General features: G+C 70.1%; 18 protein-coding genes, 1 tRNA gene and 2 pseudogenes. 12 read left to right on the forward strand and 9 right to left on the reverse strand.

Translation table 11 applies throughout. The annotated features are described in order from the left end of the window. Positions 1 to 20 precede the first annotated feature (20 nt). Together BIV24_RS13285 and BIV24_RS13290 are read right to left on the reverse strand one after the other, a co-directional pair. Positions 21 to 779, reverse strand: a complete 759-nt coding sequence (locus BIV24_RS13285; protein ID WP_079168236.1) for a response regulator transcription factor — start codon at positions 777 to 779, stop codon at positions 21 to 23. Further along, positions 776 to 2050: a sensor histidine kinase gene (locus tag BIV24_RS13290; RefSeq protein ID WP_071366474.1), complete on the reverse strand. Its 1275-nt coding sequence runs from the start codon at positions 2048 to 2050 to the stop codon at positions 776 to 778. Before BIV24_RS13290 ends, BIV24_RS13285 begins: the two co-directional genes overlap by 4 nt. A 143-nt stretch (positions 2051 to 2193) precedes the next feature. On the opposite strand from BIV24_RS13290, the gene BIV24_RS13295 reads away from it, so the two are divergent. From BIV24_RS13295 to BIV24_RS13305, 3 genes and pseudogenes are all read left to right on the forward strand, one after another. Then, complete coding sequence (locus BIV24_RS13295; RefSeq protein ID WP_245766795.1) at positions 2194 to 2616, forward strand: DUF4190 domain-containing protein; 423 nt, start codon at positions 2194 to 2196, stop codon at positions 2614 to 2616. A gap of 60 nt (positions 2617 to 2676) precedes the next feature. Then, positions 2677 to 4194: an alpha/beta hydrolase gene (locus BIV24_RS13300; RefSeq protein ID WP_071366475.1), complete on the forward strand. Its 1518-nt coding sequence runs from the start codon at positions 2677 to 2679 to the stop codon at positions 4192 to 4194. A 332-nt stretch (positions 4195 to 4526) separates the two neighbouring features. After that, positions 4527 to 5357 (forward strand): annotated as a pseudogene (locus tag BIV24_RS13305) (IS481 family transposase); the annotation flags it as partial. Between the two features lie 36 nt (positions 5358 to 5393). Here the strand turns inward: BIV24_RS13305 and BIV24_RS13310 are convergent. Then, positions 5394 to 5681 (reverse strand): annotated as a pseudogene (locus BIV24_RS13310) (transposase); the annotation flags it as partial. 132 nt (positions 5682 to 5813) lie between these two features. Here BIV24_RS13310 and BIV24_RS13315 point away from each other — a divergent pair. Further along, positions 5814 to 6455: a TetR/AcrR family transcriptional regulator gene (locus tag BIV24_RS13315; RefSeq protein WP_245766797.1), complete on the forward strand. Its 642-nt coding sequence runs from the start codon at positions 5814 to 5816 to the stop codon at positions 6453 to 6455. Between the two features lie 315 nt (positions 6456 to 6770). Here the strand turns inward: BIV24_RS13315 and BIV24_RS13320 are convergent, their stop codons facing one another. Further along, a complete protein-coding gene (locus tag BIV24_RS13320) occupies positions 6771 to 7514 on the reverse strand; it encodes a GntR family transcriptional regulator (RefSeq protein WP_071366477.1) in 744 nt (247 codons plus the stop codon). A gap of 195 nt (positions 7515 to 7709) precedes the next feature. Between BIV24_RS13320 and BIV24_RS13325 the strand changes: the two genes are divergently transcribed. The 4 genes from BIV24_RS13325 (at position 7710) to BIV24_RS13340 (ending at position 11692) form a co-directional block, all read left to right on the forward strand. Next, positions 7710 to 9134, forward strand: coding sequence for an MFS transporter (locus tag BIV24_RS13325; RefSeq protein WP_245766798.1), 1425 nt, complete (start codon positions 7710 to 7712; stop codon positions 9132 to 9134). 99 nt (positions 9135 to 9233) lie between these two features. Continuing rightward, positions 9234 to 10070 (forward strand): purine-nucleoside phosphorylase, encoded by an 837-nt coding sequence (locus tag BIV24_RS13330; RefSeq protein ID WP_071366479.1) that lies wholly within the window; start codon positions 9234 to 9236, stop codon positions 10068 to 10070. A gap of 276 nt (positions 10071 to 10346) precedes the next feature. Beyond that, on the forward strand, positions 10347 to 10841 hold the full coding sequence (locus tag BIV24_RS13335; protein ID WP_071366480.1) for a nucleoside deaminase: 495 nt from the start codon (positions 10347 to 10349) through the stop codon (positions 10839 to 10841). 386 nt (positions 10842 to 11227) lie between these two features. Further along, positions 11228 to 11692 carry a PAS domain-containing protein gene (locus BIV24_RS13340; protein ID WP_071366481.1) on the forward strand — a complete coding sequence of 155 codons (465 nt, stop codon included), beginning with the start codon at positions 11228 to 11230 and terminating at the stop codon, positions 11690 to 11692. A gap of 712 nt (positions 11693 to 12404) precedes the next feature. On the opposite strand, the gene BIV24_RS13345 is transcribed toward BIV24_RS13340, so the two are convergent. Beyond that, positions 12405 to 12478 (reverse strand) — tRNA-Pro (locus tag BIV24_RS13345). A 444-nt stretch (positions 12479 to 12922) separates the two neighbouring features. Here BIV24_RS13345 and BIV24_RS13350 point away from each other — a divergent pair. Further along, positions 12923 to 14104 carry a phosphodiester glycosidase family protein gene (locus BIV24_RS13350; protein ID WP_177198707.1) on the forward strand — a complete coding sequence of 394 codons (1182 nt, stop codon included), beginning with the start codon at positions 12923 to 12925 and terminating at the stop codon, positions 14102 to 14104. Positions 14105 to 14107: 3 nt separating this feature from the next. Here the strand turns inward: BIV24_RS13350 and BIV24_RS31815 are convergent, their stop codons facing one another. The 4 genes from BIV24_RS31815 to BIV24_RS13365 form a co-directional block, all read right to left on the reverse strand. Beyond that, positions 14108 to 14302 (reverse strand): hypothetical protein, encoded by a 195-nt coding sequence (locus BIV24_RS31815; protein ID WP_079168237.1) that lies wholly within the window; start codon positions 14300 to 14302, stop codon positions 14108 to 14110. Between the two features lie 316 nt (positions 14303 to 14618). Further along, on the reverse strand, positions 14619 to 15695 hold the full coding sequence (locus tag BIV24_RS13355) for an acyl-CoA dehydrogenase family protein (RefSeq protein ID WP_071366482.1): 1077 nt from the start codon (positions 15693 to 15695) through the stop codon (positions 14619 to 14621). Then, a complete protein-coding gene (locus BIV24_RS13360) occupies positions 15692 to 16873 on the reverse strand; it encodes an acyl-CoA dehydrogenase family protein (protein ID WP_071366483.1) in 1182 nt (393 codons plus the stop codon). The genes BIV24_RS13355 and BIV24_RS13360 overlap by 4 nt, the downstream gene beginning before the upstream one ends. After that, the gene (locus tag BIV24_RS13365) at positions 16870 to 17841 is read right to left on the reverse strand and encodes an NADPH:quinone oxidoreductase family protein (protein ID WP_071366484.1); all 972 of its coding nucleotides are present in this window, start codon (positions 17839 to 17841) and stop codon (positions 16870 to 16872) included. The genes BIV24_RS13360 and BIV24_RS13365 overlap by 4 nt, the downstream gene beginning before the upstream one ends. Positions 17842 to 18174: 333 nt before the next feature. Between BIV24_RS13365 and BIV24_RS13370 the strand changes: the two genes are divergently transcribed. From BIV24_RS13370 to BIV24_RS13380, 3 genes are all read left to right on the forward strand, one after another. Then, positions 18175 to 18645 carry an NUDIX hydrolase gene (locus tag BIV24_RS13370; RefSeq protein ID WP_071366485.1) on the forward strand — a complete coding sequence of 157 codons (471 nt, stop codon included), beginning with the start codon at positions 18175 to 18177 and terminating at the stop codon, positions 18643 to 18645. Positions 18646 to 18750: 105 nt separating this feature from the next. After that, positions 18751 to 20136, forward strand: a complete 1386-nt coding sequence (locus BIV24_RS13375; protein WP_071366486.1) for an NADP-dependent succinic semialdehyde dehydrogenase — start codon at positions 18751 to 18753, stop codon at positions 20134 to 20136. A gap of 26 nt (positions 20137 to 20162) precedes the next feature. Further along, the gene (locus BIV24_RS13380; protein WP_071366487.1) at positions 20163 to 20393 is read left to right on the forward strand and encodes a DUF6213 family protein; all 231 of its coding nucleotides are present in this window, start codon (positions 20163 to 20165) and stop codon (positions 20391 to 20393) included. Positions 20394 to 20442 lie beyond the last annotated feature (49 nt).

The following is a 20442-nucleotide window of genomic DNA, read 5'->3' on the forward strand; positions in this document are numbered from 1 at the left end:
TCAGGCCACCTGATGCTGCGTCAGCCCGCGACCCCGGGCACGACCAGGCCGGTTTCGTACGCGATCACCACCGCGTGGGTCCGGTTCTGTGCGCCGAGCTTGGTCAGCACGTTCCCGACGTGCGTCTTCACCGTCTCCAGGCTCACCCTGCACGACTTCGCGATCTCCGGGTTGGACAGGCCGGTGGCCATCAGGCGCAGCACCTCCTCCTCCCGGCCCGTCAGCGCCGCCTGCGGCAGCGCCTCGGCGGAGCCCAGCGGGCGGGCGGTGACCATCTGGCGCAAGGCCGCCGGGAAGAGGATCGCCTCGCCCGCCGCGACCACCCGCACTGCCTCCGCGATCTTGGGGACCGGGAGCCGCTTGAGGACGAAGCCGCTGGCCCCGGCGCTGAGTGCGGCGGTGACGTAGCCGTCGTTCTCGAAGGTGGTGATCACCACGACCTTCGGTGGCTCGGCCAGCTCGGCGAGGAGCTGCCGGGTGGCCTCGATGCCGTTGAGGCGTGGCATCCGCACGTCCATCAGGACCACGTCCGGCCGCAACTGCCGCGCCTGCTCGACCGCCTCGACGCCGTCGGCGGCCTCCCCGACCACTGCGATCCCCGGCTGCATCCCGAGCAGCGTGCGCAGACCGCTGCGGGTCACCTCGTCATCGTCCGCGATCAGGAGGGTGACGGGGGTGTTGCCGGAGGCGCCGGCGGTGCCGAGGGCGGTGCCAGTCGTGACGGCTGCGCTCGCGTCAGGGCTGGTCGTGACCGCTGCGCTCGCGTGTGAGCCGATCATGCGGGCAAGCGTACCGGCAGCCGGACCACGAGCCGCCAGTGCTCAGGCCCGGCCGGACCGGCCTCGATCTCGCCGTGCAGCAGCCGCACACGCTCGGCGAGCCCCGGCAGGCCGTGCCCGGACGTCGGGAAGGCACCCGCACTTGAGCTCGTCCCCGTCCCGCTCCGATTGACCACACCGAGCTCCAGCGCGTCCGGCGCAGCCGCCACCGTGACCCGGATCGGACCGCCTGCTCCGTGCCGCAGCGCGTTCGTAAGCCCCTCCTGCAGGATCCGGTACGCCGCCCGGGAGAGCGTCCCCTGCACCTGTGTGAAGTCGCCCGACAGCTCCGGCTCCACCACCGCGCCCGCGTGCCGCAATCGGTCGAGCAGCTCGGGCAGGTCGGCCAGGGTCCGGGGCGGCGCCGTCCCCGCTCGATCCTCGCGCAGCATGCCCAGCACATAGTCCAGGTCCTCAAGGGCGGCCCGGGTCGACTCCTCGATGCTGCGCAGGGCGGCCCGCGCCGCCACCGGGTCGGCGCTGAGCACCTCGCCCGCCACCGCCGCCTGGATCGTGGCGGCCGTCAGCGTGTGCCCGATCGAGTCGTGCAACTCGTGGGCCAGCCGGTTGCGTTCGGCCAGCACCCGCTCCCGCTCGGCCGCCAGCGCGAGCTGCTCGGCCGCCGACGGGCCGAGCAGCCTGGGCGCTAGCCACCGCAAGGCATATGTCACCGCCAGGCACAGAGCCGCCGCCAGCAGCAGGCAGCCGAGCGCCGCTGCCCAGCTCTGCCAGCCGCTCTCCGGCCGCAACGACCAGCCGTTCACACTCACCCCGGCCTCGGCGCCCGCCCAACCGCCGGGCAGGAGCAGGCCCGCGATGAACAACAGGACGCTCAGCTGCGCCCCTGCCCACCCCAGTGCCACGTGCGACAGCAGCCAGAGCGGGGTCCGCCAACGGTCGGCGCCCGACGCCGTCGAACAGGTCGACCTGGCACCAGGAGAGCCCGCACGCCGACGCTCGCCCACGGGATCCGGCAACGGCACCCCCAGCACCCGCCGTACGCACGCGATCAGCACCTGCCGCGTGGTACGAGCCAACCCGATCACGCCGATCAGTACGGACCAGACCAGCGCGGTCAGAACGAACTGCACTCCCACTGGGGCGGATGACCACGCCAGCGCCGGCAGCGCCGCGAAAGGCAGCAATGGAAGGCTCGCCAGCGCGCCGCAATAGGCGAAAAGCGCACCCGAATACGTGGAGCCGCGCAGTAGCGGCGGGATTCCCCTGAACATAGCCAGGTCAGTATGACCGGAGGGCCCACCGGCGGCCTCCCCCGATCGGGGGAGTGAATTCTCCCGCCTTCCCGCGATGTCCCCGTGGGCCCCGAAAACCAGAATCGGGGCCTCACCGGTCGACAGGACGGAAGGACGGGCTGATGAACGCCCAGGGAATCGAGACGCCGCTGAACCACACGGCGTCCGCTCAGGCTCAGGCCATACGGACTCGAACGGCACCGAACGGAATGGCACCGGGCCTGACGGCGCCGAAGAACGGCCTGGCCACGGCCGCCATGGCACTGGGCGTCATCGGCCTCCTCACCTCTGTCGTCTTCATCGGTGGCCCCCTCGCCGTGATCGGTCTGATCCTGGGCATCGCCGCGCTGATGACGGCCAAGCGGACCGGCGTCGGCCGCGGCAAGGCCATCACCGCCTTGGTGACGTCGTCCCTCGCGATCGTGGTGTCCGGGCTGGTCGCCGTCTTCATGGTCTGGTACGCGAACAAGACGCAGGAGTGCTACCAGCCCGACAGTTTCCACCAGTACGCGCAGTGCGTCCGCCAGCACCTCAACGGAAACTGACCGACCTTCCCTCACCGGTGAACCGGCGCCCAACTCTTCTCGGCAAGGACGAGCAACACCGTGCGAAACAGAAACACTCGCAGAGCCCCCCTACTCGCCGCCGGCCTCGCGGCGGCCTCCCTTTCGGCGCTGACCCTCGCAGTGGCCTTCGCCGCATCCAAGGCATCCGACGCCTCCACCGCCAAGGACCCCCTGCGGCAGTACACGCAGCAGAAGCTCCAGTGGAAACGCTGCGACGCGAAGGGCCCTGACACCTTCCAGTGCGCAACGCTCAAGGTGCCGCTGGACTACAGCGACCCCGGCGGCAAGACGATCGGCCTCGCGATATCCCGTCTCAAGGCGGGCAGCACAAAGGAACGTCGCGGCGTTCTGCTGCTCAACCCGGGCGGCCCCGGCGCACCGGGACTGCACCTGCCCGCCGACCCGCTCATGAAGTTCCCCGCGGAAGTGAAGCGGCGGTACGACCTCGTCGGCTTCGACCTGAGGGGCGCCGGGCAGAGCACCCCGGTCAGTTGCGGTCTGACCACCGAGGAACAGTCCGACCAGCCGTACAAGGCCGAGACCTTCACGAAGGACGTGGACCGGGTACGTACGGTCGCCGAGAAGTGCCGAGCCAAGGCCGGTGACAATCTGCCACACCTCACCACCCGCAACAGCGCCCGCGACATGGACGTCATACGCGCCGCGCTGGGCGAGAAGAGGATCTCCTACCTGGGGATCTCCTACGGCACCTACCTCGGCGCCGTCTACATGCAACTGTTCCCCCAGCGCGCCGACCGGATCGTCCTGGACAGTGCGACCGACCCCACGCGGATCTACCGGGGGATGTTCCAGGACATGGCGAAGGCGGCCGAGCAGGCTTTCACGCGATGGACCGAATGGACCGCCCGACGGCACACGACGTACGGACTGGGCGACACCCCGGCCAAGGTCCGCGAGACCTTCTGGAATCTGATCGCGCGGGCCGACCGCGGGCCCATCGCTTTCGAGGGGCAGAACCTCACCGGTGACAGCATCCGCGCCGACAACCGCACGTTCTTCCACGTCCAGAAGGCCGCCGAACGGATCGCCGGGCTGAAGAAGGCGGCCGAGGGCAAGAACCCGGCTCCGTCCGGCACGCCCGGCCAGGCCGAGGAGCCCGACGACAACTACGCCTCCATCGCTTGGTCCGTCATGTGCGCCGACACCCGCACCTGGTCGCACGACCCCGAGCGGTACCGCCGCGAGGCGATCCGCGACACGGCTCGGTATCCGCTGTACGGCGACTTCGCGGCCACCATCACGCCGTGTGCCTTCTGGAAGCAGGGCAGTGAGCCGCAGACCAAGATCGACAACAAGGTCGGTGCGCTGATCGCGCAGAACGAGTGGGACTCCCAGACGCCCCTCTTCGCCGGTCAGGCCATGCACCGGGCCCTGCGCGGCTCCCGGATGCTCACCGTCGCCGGCGGCGAGGGACACGGCGTCCTCTACGCGCCCGACGGCAATCCCTGCGCAGACAAGGCCGCCACGGTCTACCTGACCACGGGCAGGCTCCCCGCCAAGGAGCTGACCTGCCGGGCTACGGCCGGGCAGAATTAGCAACCCCGCACGTTTCCCGTCCCAACTCCCCCGGGCTTGCTCCCGCCTCACGCGTCAGGGGCCCTTCAAGGATTTGAACCTGCAACCCCTTGACCCCCAGCAATGTGGTCGATCTCGGTTTGAAGGCTTGTACCGCCGTTGCGCGCGAGGGCGCAGTCATTGCCGGTTCACGAACATTGATGCTCCCCCGCTCCGGCAGGGGCTCGACCAACGCGCCGATGACCTCATACCAAGAAGAAGCTGTCCGCCGCCAAAAGGTGCGGAAGACCACCACTGGTACGACTGGGCGCAGGTCGCCATCACCACCCCCGGCCTGCCGGGCCATCAGCACGGCTCTGCCGCCGCAGGGGACCGCCGTCGAGTTCGGAGTGCGGGTGCCTCCCAGCAACGAAATCACCCTGGTGACGGGCAGGCAGCGAGTCGGCATCCACCAGGCACTCGCCGGTAGGACACTGACGGTCTGGGCAAACCACCGCAGCGTCCACTTCCTCCTCGACGGACACCTCGTCACCACGGTTCCGTCCCGGCTGCGACCGGAGGATCTCGCCTACCTGACCATGCGCTACGGCGCCCGTCCTGTCGGCCCCGAGCCCGCACCCGGCACTTTGCCCAGGGCTCGCAGCGGCACGGCCATCCTCGCAGCCGGCGAACCGGTCGAGGTCGACCGCAAGGTCCTTCGCGAAGGGATCGTCTGCCTGGCCGGCGGCCGTCACCGGGTCGGATTCGCCCTGGCAGGCCGCACGATCACTCTCCGACCGGACGGGCACCTCATGCACGCCATCGCTGACAACGCACTGATGGGAACGTGGGCCTGCCCCGTTCCGGCCGATCGTCTGGGGCAGATCCACGGGGCACGGACAGCGACGTCCCCGCTGCCGCCTCCGCCCCTGCCAGCTGGTGCCATCCGGGCCCAGCGCAAGGTGCATGCGAGCGGCCGCTTCATGATCAACGGCCAGTTCATCAAGCTCGGTCCACGGCATGCCGGAAAGATCGTCACCGTCGTCATCAAGGACACCCGCTACCGGATCCTGCACGGGGAGGACGAACTCGCTGTTAGGCCCCGCAAGAACGTCGGACCGATCACCAGGCTCTACGTCAAGGGCATGGGCACCCAGCGGGAGCGTCAAGTATCTGCTGAAGACAAACCGTCAAGGAAGTCCTGAGAGGGCGTTTGATCTAGGTGGATTGCCCTTTATCTCCTAGTAAGTTCCTCGCCAGGTGGGTGTCGTCTCGTCCGTTATGCGCTTGGTGAGGTTGTCGATCGAGGCAACGTGGATCATGGCCTCGGAGCTGGCGGGCAGGGTCTCGTAGTCTCGGGCGAGGCGCCGGTGCATCATGATCCAACCAATACTTCGTTCGACAACCCAGCGCCTTTTGACAACGTGGAAGCCGCGAACTCCTGGGTTCCTGTTGACGACTTCGACGTCGATTCCGACGGCGTTCTCGGACAGGCTCGCGGCGGTGACAGTCACGGCGAGGATGAGTCCGGCTGCTGGTGGAACGCTGCGGCAGAGCCACGGCGGGTGGGGATCTTTCGCTCGCGCGATGTCCGGCCGTCAGACTCAACACACAGGAGCGCAGCGAAGAGGCATGCCGGCAGGGGCCCTTGACTGCACGCGGTGGCGAACACCGCGTGCAGTCACGGCCACGCGCGGGTTCCGGGCCGCGCCGCCGCGCGCGAGGTCTTCGCGGAGCAGGGATGGGAGGCCCCGGTCTCCGCGATCGCCCGCCGGGCCGGCATCGGCATGGGCAGTCACTACCGCCGCTACCCCAGCAAGGAGCAACTCGCCCAGCGGATGCGGATCGTGGGCATGGAACAGCTGATCGCTCTCGTGCACACGGCTCTCGCCGAAGAGAACGAACCCTGGGCGGCCTTCGCCCGCTTCCTGCGCGGCGCACCCTCCGCCCAGGACCTCGGCACTCCCCTGCTTCCGGTACTCGGCGGCCGACTGCCGGCCACCGACGAAGTCGACGCCGCCGCCGACCAGTTGAGGACCGCCTTCGACGCCCTGGTGGGGAACGCGCATCGAGCCGGGGTGCTGCGCACAGACTTCACCTCCGCCGACCTACCACTGCTGCTCGAACACCTCACACCCAGGCTCCCCGTCCCTGGCGAACGTGCCGCCGCCCTGCACCTGCGCTATCTCGACCTGGTTCTCCGGGGGCTGCGCACCTCTGCCGCCGGCTCGCCCACCGCACTGCCGGGTCCGGCACCGGACTGGGCGGAACTTCGAGAGCTGTGGAACGCTCCGGCAGAGTGACCCAGCCTGGTTCACGTTGAACGTGTCCGGACAGGGCCGACACTTCGCCCACTGGTCGTGTCAGGCCCTCACCGGCGGCGCGACCGGGCCGCCGGCGTCGCCGCCCGAGGCACTGAAGGCCTAGACCTTGCCACCGTGGGCGTCGAGCTTCTCGACGCCCACGAACACATCCGCGCCTTCTCCGGTGACGCACTCCAGAGCGATCGAGAGAGGGCCGTGCGGCCGACGACCAGGGTGTCCTCGGGCGCACGGCCGCACATCCACTACTTGTCAGATAAGTGCGAGATGGGGGCGCCCGGCGGACTGCCGGACGTTTCACCGGGCCTGCAGTACCGGCAGAGCGGGGGCTCCGGAGGGCAGTATGTACTTGGCCGCCATCACCGGGGTCCGCCCCACCCGTACGACCTGCGTGGCCAGGATGGCAGGGGTGTCCGCGGGGCGTGCGAGCTGTTGGCCGCGGTGCTGCCCGAGCATGGAGGCCACCATCGTGGACGAGCCGCGCAGCGGCAGCTCCCGCCCCGCCTCCAGGAGCACTTTGAGCATGGAGCTCGGCAGCGTCGGGGGCTCGCTCAGCGCATCGGCGAGCTCCGGGAGCAGCTCGCACAGCCTCTCCCGGGGAGCTGCCCACTCCTGGGCCAGGCAGCATGCGAGGCCATCGAGTTCCAGGACGACCTCCCAGAAGGGGACCCGGTCCTTGGCGGAGAGCAGCAGGTGCTGGGTGGAGAAGTCCGTCGGCTCCGCCATGTCGTGTCGCAGGACGGCTACCCGCACCGGCCGTCCGCCGCCGAGCAGCTGCTCCATCGGGCGCAGTTGCTCGAACCCGCGCTGCGGCGGCTGGTTGACCGTGCGGCGGGCGCCTTGCCGCGCGTCGAGCACGCCGTCTTCTTGGAGCAGGATCAGTGCCTCGCGCAGTGCGGGCCGGCTCACTCCCAGGTCGGCGGCGAGCTTGGGCTCGCTGGGCATCGGTGAACCCGGCGGGTAGACGTCCGCGTGAATGGCTTCCACGATTCGCTCGTACAGCACGACCACCGGCCGCCGTCGGGGCTGGTTGGCAGCCACCGGCACCTCCTTCTTGACGCATCCCCTGCGCTCACGTTAGAAGTGTCTCGCGAGTTACGCTTGTCTGACAAGCACCCGGCAGAGAACGAGGACGCCGCTCGCGATCCCCCCATTTCCCCTGACGAAGGTGAAGGCGCCGTCATGTCCTTGACGAGCCCTGTCGTTGGCCGTTCCGGTAGGCGCCAGTTCGGGCTTTTGACCGCCCTTGTGCTGGCCGTCCTCGGATACCAGATCAACGCCACCATGATCAGTCCGGCCCTGCCGCGCATAATCACGGAACTGCACACCACCCCGGGCATCGCCGGACTGTCGCAGACGCTGTTCTTCCTGCTCGGGTCGCTCGGCCAGGTCACCCTGGGCCGGCTCAGCGACTACCGGGGCCGCAAGCAGACGATGCTGCTCGCCTGCGCGATCCTGCTGGTCGGCAACCTCGCCTGCATGCTCGCCCCGAACGTCGGGGTCTTCCTCGTCGGCCGCGCACTGCAGGGCGTGTCCGCCGCCAACTTCCCCCTGGCCTTCCTCACGCTGAACCAGGTGATGACCCGGGAGCGGTTCGGCTGGGCCGCTGGAGTCATCACCGCGGTCAACGGGGGCTTCGCCGGAGTGGACGCCATCGCCGGCGGGAAGATCGCGGACACCATCGGCTTCCGCGGAGTCTTCGGCGCCAGCCTGCTGATCAGCGTCCTCGGCATACTCGCGGTGATCTTCATGGTACCGAAGCTGCCGGCCCCGTCCGTCGGACGGATGGACTGGGGCGGCGCCACGCTGCTCTGGATCGGCCTGTCCGGCATTCTGATCGGCCTGGCCCAGGGCCAGAGCTGGGGCTGGACCTCCGCGCCCACGGCGGTCTGCCTGCTCGGCGGACTCGCGGCCCTGGCGGTCTTCGGCTTCACCCAGCGCGGCGCACGGCGCACCGGGGCCACCAAGCCGCTCGTCGACATCAGCCTGCTCGGCTCCCGCCGCGCCTGGCCGCTGTTCGTCACTTCGGCGATGACGCTGGGCGGCGCGTTCGCCGCGCTCGCACTGACCATTCCCCTGTTCACCCAGGACAAGCACGCCGGGTTCGGGATGTCCTCCTCCGCCTCGGCGCTGCTGTTCTCCACCCCGGCCCAGGTCATCGGTGTGATCGGCGCCCCGATCGCCGGCTGGATCGGCCCGCGGCTCGGCTGGAACCGCGCGATGAGGATCGGCGCCACCGGCACCCTGGTGGTCTTCGCCGTCGCCTGCGCCTGCCTGGACTCGCGGTGGACCGTCTTCGCCATGCTCGCCCTGCTCGGCATCACCTACAACGGGCTGAGCATGACGGCACTGAACGGTTACTCCGTGGTGGCCATGCCGGAAGCCGAGGGCGCACTGTCCGGCCTGAACGGCGCCTGCATCGGCATCGGCGCCTCGTTCGGCATCGCGCTGGCCTCCGCAGTGGTCACTGCGGGAACCCACGACGGGCAGACCGGGCACGCCGCCTACGCCGAGGCCATGTGGACCGGATGCGGCCTGCTGGTACTGGCGCTGATCGCCGCCATCGCACTGGCCAAGCCGCCGACGACCGAGCAGGCAGAGCACCTGGAGGGCGAGTCCGACCACCCGGGCGCCGTGGTGGTACCCGCCACGGGGCACTGAACCACACCACACACCACCCCTACCCAACACGCACGACCCGGCCGGACTGCGGGCCAAAGGGCCCCGCACCACCCGGTACCGATAGGAGATCGACCCCCGATGACCACCACCACCGAAACGCCAGCCGACACCGCCGCCCTCGCCAGCGACCCCACCGCCGCAGCAGAACAGGCAGCCGGCCGCATCACCGAGCTGACCGGCGTCACCCGACACGATGTCGCGCTGGTCATGGGCTCCGGCTGGGGCCCGGCCGCAGACGCGCTCGGCACCCCCACGCACGACCTCGCGTTCACCGACGTCCCCGGCTTCGCGCCGTCCGCAGTCGCCGGACACGCCGGCCGGATCCTCTCCGTCCCGGTCGGCGACCGCCGCGCCCTGGTCTTCCTCGGCCGCACCCACCTCTACGAGGGACGGGGCACCGACGCGGTCGCACACGGCGTGCGCACCGCGGTGGCCTCCGGCTGCCACACCGTGGTGCTCACCAACAGCTGCGGAGGACTGCGCACGGACATGCGCCCCGGCCAGCCCGCACTGATCAGCGACCACATCAACATGACCGCCGCCACCCCGCTGCACGGCGCCCACTTCGTCGACCTGACCGACCTGTACTCGCACCGACTGCGCGAACTGTGCCGTCGGATCGACCCGACACTGACCGAGGGCGTGTACGCCCAGTGGCCCGGCCCGCAGTACGAGACCCCGGCCGAGATCCGCATGCTGCGCACCCTCGGCGCGGACCTGGTCGGCATGTCCACCGCCCTGGAGGCGATCGCCGCCCGCGCAGCCGGCGCCGAGGTCCTCGGGCTGTCCCTGGTCACCAACCTGGCCGCCGGAATGAGCGGGGAGCCCCTGGACCACGCAGAGGTCCTGCGGACCGGCCGCGACTCGGCCTCCCGCATGGGCGAGCTCCTGACCCAACTGCTCACCGAAATGTGACCGCCGACCCACCCACCACGACCGGGAGAACCGGATTACCGGCAGCATGCGGTCTGAGGGAGCCGTCGCCTGGACGACGACGCCCGCCAAGTCCGCGAACCGGTTCGCCGGCCCGCCGCGATCCGCGCCAGGCCGAGCGGCGCGCCGATACGAGCCCGAACCAGCTGAACCACAACGCGATCACCAGCACCACCACCGGGCCGACCACGAACGACACCCCACGGCCAGCCCGCGACAGCTACGCCATCCAGCTTCACCCCCTACCAGGAGCACGTCATGCAACCAGCCTCGAACACGCCCACCGATCAGGACCGGACCCACCTCCTCGCGGCCATCGGCCTCGCGGCCCGCGCGCGCGAGCACGGCAACCATCCGTTCGGCGCGCTGCTGACCGACGCGACCGGGAACGTCCTGCTCACCGCCGAGAACACCGTGATCACGGAACACGACGTCACCGGCCACGCGGAGACGAACCTGGTCCGGCAGGCGTCGCGCACACTGACGCCGGATCAGCTCGCCGAGGCCACGCTGTACACCAGCACCGAGCCGTGCGCGATGTGCTCCGGCGCGATCTACTGGAGCGGCATCCGGCGGGCCGTCTACGCGCTCGCGGCCACGGAACTGAACGTCATCGCCGGAGTGAAACCCGACGAGCCGCTGCTCGACCTCCCGTGCCGCCAGATCTTCGCGGCCGGCGGGAACACGGTCGAAGTTTCGGGGCCCTGCCTCTACGAGGAAGCTGCCGCGGTGCACCTCGGGTACTGGGGGTAGTACGCCTGCCCCTCGTAGTGCTCCACACCTGCTTCACCGCTGCTGGCCTCGGACAATGTGGCCGAGGCCAGCCGTCCGGCATGATCGGTCATCGTGCTCGTACGGATGACCCACCTGCTCGCCACGCGGAGCTTCGCCCAGCCGGCGCCGCTGTACGGATCCACCGCAGCCACCGCCTGCTGCGGGATCTGCTCTTTCGGTGACGAAACGTTCGCCGGCTTCCGGGGCCGGCGGTGATCGTGTCGGGCCGCTGCTCGGCCTTGGACGCGCAGGTCACCACACTCGCGAGCGGTGGCTCCCGGAGGCGCCCGGGCGGGTGGTGGCCGAAGCGTCGATCATGGGGGATGGCTCCAAGCGGATGACTTCCACCGCCGATGAGGAGACGGATGAGCATGTCCGGCGATCATGCGGGCGGCCTTTCCCCCGGTGCTCTGGCAGCCGCTGTGCTCGACGATCAGGGCAGGGTGCTGTGGTGCTCCGGTGTGGCGGCGGACCTGCTGGGATGCTCGACGGACGCCATCCGCGGCCGCCCGGTCCGGCAGTTGCTGGCCGGGGAGCCGGGCCGGCCAGACGGGGGCGCGTGCGACGGGGCCGGCAGCGCGCAGGAGGTGCTGCCCGCCACCGGCCGGGCGCGGTCGCGGCACCGTTGCGGCGGCACGGTCGATGTCACCTTCCAGGCGATCCGGATGCCGGACGGCCTTCTCGTCCTGGCGGCGCCCACCCGGGACGTGACGGTGCTGGCTCGCAGAACTGAGGAAACGCCGGGCGGCTTGACAGTGCCGAAGCCAGCAGCCCGGTCGTTGCCTAGCTGCGCGCATGGCCGAACGAGTACCGGTACGGGAGATCATTAACTTTGAGGGCCGAAAACTGCTGCGGATCACCCGCCGAAGCGTGGGTTCGCTGGCGACCTGTCGACGGGCGCAGATAGTGGGGGCTTGACCCAAGGCCCGTTCGAACCTGCCCGGAGCCTGACAGGCCGACATGAAACGGCCATCGTCAACACCAGCGACCCGACTCGGACCGGCGCCGAGCGATGCACTGTACAGCCACGGGCAGCCACGTGGGGGTGCGCCGCGCAGGTACAAGCGTCCGCTCCAGCGCTGCTCCATACAGCCCGCCATCGCTCCGTACTGCCACTCCCTGCCGACAAAGGGGACCCACACGACGCCCAGCACTCCAGTCGCAGCGCCTCTGACCTGCACAGACCCCGACGATCGTGTTCAAGGTCTTGATGCACTGGCCATCCAGACAGGGAGCCCTCGCAGTCAAGGGGACACTGAAATCGAACAAGGGGTCGCCCATTCACACGACTCCCTTTGAAGGGCTGGGAGCATGCCGACCCCTTGACCAGTAAAAGCCGGGAGCAGCAGGCCCGTCGCCGTGCAAGCACGACCGCCTCGACCGGATCGGGCGATGGGCGGTCAACATCGGTTGACGTCGATATTGACGACTGGGAGCGATGGGAGCACGGGGAGCGGAAGAGGGCTCCCAGGCCGCTCCCGCCAACGCATCAGGGGCCCTCCGAAGAGAGCCCCTGACCTGCGGAAATTTCCGACATCACTGTCGGGACGACAGGATTTGAACCTGCGACCCCTTGACCCCCAGTCAAGTGCGCTACCAAGCTGCGCCACGTCCCGTTACGCTCCCGCGGTGATCCGCGCGACCGCGCAGGTAAAGACTACCGCACCGGGGCTACGGCGCCGCACCCGCAGTTGCCGCACCCGCGGTCGTACACGGCGCCAGGGCCCCGAGACAGGGGTGGGGCACCGGCAGGACCCGGACGGGCTGCAGACCCACGCGCTCGGCCAACGGGCGGCTTCCGCGGACTCGGAGGTGTGCGGCTCGAGGGGGACGTCCCGCCGCGACCTGCCACAACTGGGCCTAATGTCCGAGCTTCTCCAGGAAAGCACTCGAAGGAGTGTGTTTACTCACCCTTTTCCGCGTTGTCGGTGCTCGAACAGCTCGTGGCACTCCTTCGTTCTGGTGCACTTCCCCTGATTTGCAAAAGAGTTGACTGGGCATCAGGGGGAGCGGTGACACATCGCAGCAGACGGCTCGGAACGACGCTTACGGTTCTTTCGATGGGGAGCTTGCTGGCCGGCGCGGCCCTCGTGGGGGCGGCACCGGCCAGTGGTGCGCAGAGCACCAGAACGATCGCGCCCGGCGTCCAGTACAGCGAGTTCGACATCGCGGCGGCCAAGGGGGTGACACACGCGCACCTTCTCAGCGTCGACCTGCGCAATCCGCACGTACGGATCGGCCTGTTGCATCCCGGGGCCGTGGCGGCGCGGGCCACCGTCTCACGGCTCGTCGGCGCCCAGGGAGCGGTCGCGGCGGTCAACGGCGACTTCTTCGACATCACCGAGGCCCAGCACCCGGGAGTCGCGGCGACCGGCTCGTCCGACGGCCCCGCGATCGCCAACGGGCGCCCGCTCAAGGCCGCCGTCCCGAACGGGCAGCGCTTCGGGCCCGCCCTGCCGCCCGGGACGACCACCAAGGACGTGCTCGGGGTGGGCACGGACCGCAGGGCCCGACTCGGCCGACTGGCGCTGACCGGGTCCGTGAGCACACTGCAGGGGCGACTGAAGCTCGGCGGGCTCAACCAGTACGCGCTGCCGCAGGGGTCGATCGGGGCGTACACCTCGGACTGGGGCAGCGCGTCACGGGCGCGTGCCACCTGCGGCACGGACACCCGCCGAGCCGCACCGTGCAGCAGGAACACATACGAGGTGACCATCAGGAACGGCCGGGTCATCGCCACGGCCCAACGGCCCGGCAGCGGCCGCATTTCCGCCGGCACCACGGTGCTCGTGGGCCGCGAGGCGGGGGCACGGAAGTTGCGCGGGCTCTTCAAGGGCGAGCGGGTCCTGCTGCAGCATCGTCTGGTGGCGGCCGGACCCCAAGTCCCGTACACCTTCGCCATCGGAGGCTTCCCCGTGCTGCGGCACGGCACGCCGCTGCTCGGCCTCGACGCCACAACATCCGCCGTACGCACCGCGGTCGGCATCAAGGACAGCGGCCACTGCCTGCTGCTCCTGGCCCTCGACGGCGCGCCCCGTTACCGCAGCGGCCTCACCGTCGCCGGAGTCGCCCGGACCCTGCGGAAGCTGGGTGCCACGGACGGCTTCAACCTGGACGGCGGCGGCTCCTCGACGCTGGTCACCAGGACCTGGGGCGCGAGCGCGGCGACCGTGCGCAACCACCCCAGCATGGGCGTCGAACGCCCGGTGCCGAACGGGATCGGGGTCTTCTCCCGCCCCTGAAGGTCATGGATGCAGGCCGCTGACGATGTCCGCCGTCGCCGCCAGCCCCTGGTGAATGGTCGGAGCCACGCTCGAACTGGCCAGGTAGAAGCCGAGCATGACGCAGATCGTGGCATGCGAGATCTTCAGCGCGCCGTTGCGCAGGAAGATCACCGCAAGGAACAGGAGCAGCAGTACCACAGAGAGGGAAATAGCCATCGTCGTCCTCCTCCACCGCGCCCACTTCGCGGCTTTCCGCCGCAAGTTTGGCGTAATGAAGGGTTGGTCCGGGCGGCTGACGTGTCCTCCGAACGTGTGGTTCTACGGCAACTCGTGGGCGTCGAGGTGCGCCAACGGGCCGACGAGGCCGTCGGTGTGGAAGCGAGGACGCCCAGGAAGGGCCGTCGGCCCGGCTCGCGTTGGCCCATCCGTCGCACGGTGGCGGTGGTCCCGGGATCCGGCGTGCGGTCACCTCGTCACGTCCGCGGAAACCGAAAGGCCCGCACCGGGTGGGGCGGGCCTCGTCCAAGAGGGCTTACGGAGAACGGAGGTCGACGAGTTCGGCCAGTGCCGCGCGATGCGCGCCGACGGTTCCGTACGCGATCGAATCCGCCTTCGCCCGCTTCAGATACAGATGGACCGGGTGCTCCCATGTCATACCGATACCGCCGTGCAGTTGCAGTGCCTCCTCGGCGGCACGGACGGCCACGGGTGCCGCAAACGCCTGGGCGACGGCGACCGCGACACCGATGTCCTCACTGCCGGTGGCGAGCGCGTCGGCGGCGTTGCGCGCTGCGGCGCGCAGGCCCGCGACCTCCAGCCACAGCTGGGCGAGTCGATGCTTGAGGGCCTGGAAGCCCCCGACGGGCCTGTTGAACTGCTTGCGTTCCTTCAGGTAGCGGACTGTATCGGTCAACATCCTGTCGCTGATGCCGAGTTGCTCCGAGGCGAGCAGCCCGGCGCCGGCGCTCAGGGCACGGCGCACCGCGGGCGCGGCTTCGCCGAGGCGGCGCCCCGGGGCTCCGTCGAGGGTGACGGTGGCCAGTGGCCGGGTGAGGTCCAGGGGCACCTGCGGGGTGACGGTCACAGCGGAGGCGTCGACCGCGTACAGCCCGTCGTCGTCGGCGGGCACGAGCAGTACGTCGGCGACCGTCGCGTCCGCGATACCGGTCAACTTCCCGTGCAACGTGCCACCTTCGAGACGGACCGTCTTGAGGGGAGCACTGGGAGCGGCGTGCAGGCCGACCGCGAGTGTGCCGATCGCCGTCGCGGTCGCCAACCGGCTCAGCAGGTCGTCGGTCCCGCACGCCAGCAGCGCCTCGGTGGCGACGACAGCGCTCGTCAGGTACGGCACGGGCGCGACCGCCCGGCCCAACTCCTCCAGGACAACGGCGGCTTCGCGGTGCGTGGCGCCCTGGCCGCCGAGTTCCTCGGGCACCAGCAGACCGGCGAGACCCATGCCGTCGGTGAGGGCCTTCCACAGCGACACGTCGTGCAGGGTGTCCGACTCGGCGCGGGCGATCACGCCCGCCGCGTCGCAGCGGTCCGTGAGCAGATCACGGACGGCGGCGCGGAGGGCCTCTTCCTCCTCCGAGTACAGCAGATCGGTCATCGAGCCAGGTCCTTCCAGGGGACGTCCTTGTCGGTGCGCGGCTCGGCAGGCAGGCCCAGGACGCGCTCGGCGACGATGTTCAGCAGGACCTCACTGGTCCCGCCCTCGATACTGTTGCCCTTGGCGCGCAGGTAGCGATACCCGGCCTCACGGCCGGTAAAGTCCACCAGCTCCGGGCGGCGCATGGTCCAGTCGTCGTACAACAGGCCCTCTTCGCCGAGGAGTTCGACTTCCAGGCCGCTGATCTCCTGGTTGAGGCGGGCGAATGCGAGTTTCATGCCGGAGCCTTCGGGGCCCGGCTGACCCAAGACGAGCTGCTGGCGCAGTCGTTCGCCGGTGAGGCGGACGACCTCGGCCTCGACCCATAGCTCCAGCAGCCGCTGGTGCACCTCGTGTGTGCGCAGTTCGGGGCGCTCGCGCCACGTCTTCGCGATCGGGCCGATCATGCCGCCCTCGCGGGGGATGCGCATACCGCCGATGGACACGCGTTCGTTCATCAGGGTGGTCTGTGCGACCCGCCAGCCGTCGCCGACCTCACCGAGGCGACGGGAGTCCGGAATGCGGACGTCGGTGAGGAAGACCTCGTTGAACTCGGCCTCGCCGGTGATCTGCCGCAGCGGCCGGACCTCGACGCCGGGGTCGGTCATGTCGCAGATGAAGTAGGTGATGCCCTGGTGCTTGGGCACGTCCGGGTCGGTGCGGGCGATGAGGATGGCCCAGCGGGCCAGATGGGCGCTGGACGTCCACACCTTCTGGCCGTTGACCACCCAGTCCTTGCCCTCGCGGACGGCGCGCGTTCCGAGGGCGGCCAGGTCGGATCCGGCGCCCGACTCGCTGAACAGCTGGCACCACACCTCCTCGCCCGTCCACAGGGGCTTGAGGTAGCGCCGCTTCTGCTCCTCGGTGCCGAAGCGGAGGATCGTCGGCGCGGCCATGCCGAGTCCGATGCCGATACGTCGCGGATCGTTGCCGGGCGCGCCCGCGGCCTCCAACTCCGCGTCGACGACGGTCTGGAGCGAGCGCGGGGCGCAGAGTCCGCCGAGGCCCTCGGGGTAGTGCACCCAGGCGAGTCCGGCGTCGAAGCGGGCCCTGAGGAAGTCGAGACGGTCGGTGTCGACGGGAGGGTTTGCCGTCAGCAGCTCCCGGGTGCGTGCGAGCAGTCGGGCGGTGTCGGTCATACGGCTCCTCCGTTCTCCAGCACCACGGCGACCCGGCCCGTGGTCATGCCGTCGGCCACGCGCTGAACGGCGGCCGCGGCCCCGGCCAGCGGCACCCGCTCGCTCACCAGCGGCTTGACGGCGCCCTGGGCGGCCAGTTCGGTGAGCCGTTCGTGGCAGTGCTGGACCAGCTTCGGGTTCTTGGTGTGGTACAGGCCCCAGTGCAGGCCGAGGATCGAGTAGTTCTTGACGAGGGCGTGACCCAGGGCCGGGCTGGGAATGGACCCGCTGGCGAAGCCCACGACGACGATCCGCCCCTCGAAGGCGACGACCTTCGCGGACTGCGCGTAGGCGTCGCCGCCCACCGGGTCGTAGACGACGTCCACGCCCCGGCCGCCGGTGGCCTGCTTCACCGCGGCGACGACGTCGTCGGCGCGCCGGTCGATCACGACGTCGCATCCCAGCTCCCGGGCCACGGCGGTCTTGTCGGCCCCGCCGACGACACCGATGACGGTGGCGCCCGCCGCCTTGCCGAGCTGCACGGCCGCACTGCCGACACCTCCGGCGGCGGCGTGGACGAGGAGCGTCTCGCCCGCCTCCAGACCGGCCCGGCGGTGCAGACCGAACCAGCCCGTCTGGTAGCCGATGTGCAGGGCGGCGGCCTCGGCGTCGTCGAGGGCTTCGGGCGCGGACAGGACGGCCGCGGCGTCGGCGACGGCGTACTCGGCGAAGCCGCCGTACGGCAGCGCGGGATTGGCGATCACCCGCCGTCCGTCCGCGGTCTCGCCGCAGACCTCCATCCCCGGCGTGAACGGCAGCGGTGGCCTGACCTGGTACTGACCACGGCACAGCAGCGCGTCCGGGAAGTTGATGGCCGCGGCCCGTACCTTCAGCAGCACCTGACCGTCGCCGGGCGTGGGCCGTTCCCCCTCCTGGAGCCGCATCACCTCGCTCGGCTCGCCGTTCTCGTTCACGTGCCATGCCTGCATACGGGGCCTCCACGGGACTGCTTCGCCGGAGCGGGGTCGATCGCATACTAAGCAGTTGCTTGCCGATCGGGCACCGTCTCGCGCGTCATCGGCCGACGGGCCGCACACTCACGTGCATCCGCGAGGGCTTTGCCCACCCGGCGCGCAACCACCCCCGCACACTGCCCAGGAACGGCGAGCGGTTCATCCTGGACAGCGAGGTCATCGCCCTGGACGAGGAGGAACGGCCGTGCTCGTTCCGGGAGACCTCCGGGCGCGTCGACTCCCGGTCGAGCGGCCGGAGGCGGCCGCCTCCGTGGAGACACCGCCGGCCACGCATCCCGAGGTGATGTCATGAGCAAGCGGGACAAGCACAGCGCCGGGCTCCTGTTGTTCCGGCACACCGATCACGGCCTGGAGGTCCTGCTCGGCCATATGGGCGGCCCGTTTTTCGCCCGCCGGGAGGCCGGGGCGTGGACCATGCCCAAGGGCGAGTACGACCCCGACGAGTCCGCGTGGGACGCGGCGCGTCGCGAGTTCCGGGAAGAGCTGGGGCTGCCGCCGCCCGACGGGGAGGCCGTACCGCTCGGCGAGGTGCGGCAGACGGGCGGCAAGATCGTCACGGCCTGGGCGGTCGAGGCGGATCTCGACCCGGCATCGGTCGAGCCCGGCACCTTCACGATGGAGTGGCCGCCGAGGTCGGGACGCGTCCAGGAGTTCCCCGAGCTGGACCGTGTGGAATGGATCGGTCTCGACCGGGCCCGGGATGTCATCGTGAAGGCGCAGGCGGCTTTCCTCGACCGGCTCACGGAGCACACAGTCTGAGAGCCGAAGGGACGCCGGCAGACGAACCGGGAGTCACCGCCGCGTTTGCGGTGGCCACCGCCGCGCGGGAAGGTCGAAGCAGAGTCCGTTCCCAGGAGGTCGGCCATGCCCATCGCCACCGTGAACCCGGCGACCGGCGAGACGCTCAAGACGTATGACGCCCTGGGCGCGGAGGAGCTCGAGCGCAGGCTCGCCGCCGCCGAGACCGCGTTCCGTACCCATCGCACGACCACGTTCGCCGAACGGGCGCTGCGCATGCACAAGGCCGCGGATCTGCTCGACGAGGACCAGCAGCACATCGCCCGGGTGATGACCACCGAAATGGGCAAACCCGTACGGCAGGCCCGTGCGGAGGCCGCGAAGTGCGCCAAGGCGATGCACTGGTACGCCGACCACGCCGAGGAACTGCTGGCCGACGAGGAACCCGCCTCGCAGGATGTGAAGGACTCGGGCGCCTCCTGGGTGATCGTGCGCTACCGGCCGCTCGGCCCGGTGCTCGCCGTGATGCCCTGGAACTTCCCGCTGTGGCAGGTGGTCCGGTTCGCCGCGCCCGCGTTGATGGCGGGCAACGTGGGGCTGCTCAAGCACGCCTCGAACGTCCCGCAGACCGCGCTGTACCTGGAGGACCTGTACCGCCGGGCGGGCTTCGCCGAGGGCTGCTTCCAGACCCTGCTCATCGGCTCGGGCGCGGTGGAGAAGGTCCTGCGCGACCCGCGGATCAAAGCCGCCACTCTCACGGGCAGCGAACCGGCGGGCCGGGCCGTCGCGGCGGTCGCCGGGGACGAGGTCAAGAAGACGGTCCTGGAGCTGGGCGGCAGCGACCCCTTCGTCGTCATGCCGTCCGCCGATCTCGACCGAGCCGCCGAGGTCGCGGTGACGGCACGGGTGCAGAACAACGGGCAGTCGTGCATCGCCGCCAAGCGGTTCATCGTGCACACGGACGTGTTCGACGCGTTCGCCGAGCGGTTCACAGCCGGCATGACGGCGCTGAGGACCGGCGACCCGATGGACGAGGAGACCGAGGTCGGACCGCTCTCCAGCGAGCGGGGCCGTGCCGATCTGGAGGAACTCGTCGCCGACGCAGTGGAGAGCGGTGCGACGGTGCTGTGCGGGGGCGAGCGTCCCGCCCGGCCCGGCTGGTACTACCCGCCGACCGCCCTCGCCGACGTCACCCCGGAGATGCGTATCCACCACGAGGAGGCGTTCGGCCCGGTCGCCACGCTCTACCGGGCCGCGGACCTCGACGAGGCGGTGGCGATCGCGAACGACTCCCCGTTCGGGCTGAGTTCCAATGTGTGGACGCACAACGGCATTGAGGTCGACCGCTTCGTACGGGATCTGGAGGCCGGCTGCGTGTACGTCAACGGGATGACGGCATCCCATCCGGCGTTCCCGTTCGGCGGGGTCAAGCGGTCCGGTTACGGCCGAGAGCTGTCGGGGCACGGAATCCGCGAGTTCTGCAACATCACCACCGTATGGCACGGGGCGTAAGCGTTCCGCGAGCTACGATCGCTCCTGTGAACCGCGAAGTGACCCTTCCTCTGATCGTCGACGACCGCGGCACGTTGCAGGTGGCGGCGGCCGACGTCAGCAAGCTGCTGCGCACGGTGGGCGGCCGATGGCTGCGCCTGGTGGAGGCCGGCGAGGACGGGCTCGACGAGGACACGGTGGCCGCGCTGACCATCGAGCTCGCCAAGCTCGCGGATCGGATCGACGTCGCGTGCATCGCGCACAGTTCGCTGCGCTAGGGCCTGTTCTGAGTTCCCCGTCGTCCGCGCGGAGCGCGGGCGCAGCGGC

Origin of the sequence: Streptomyces colonosanans (assembly GCF_001866645.1) — a bacterium.
GTDB lineage: Bacteria > Actinomycetota > Actinomycetes > Streptomycetales > Streptomycetaceae > Streptomyces > Streptomyces colonosanans.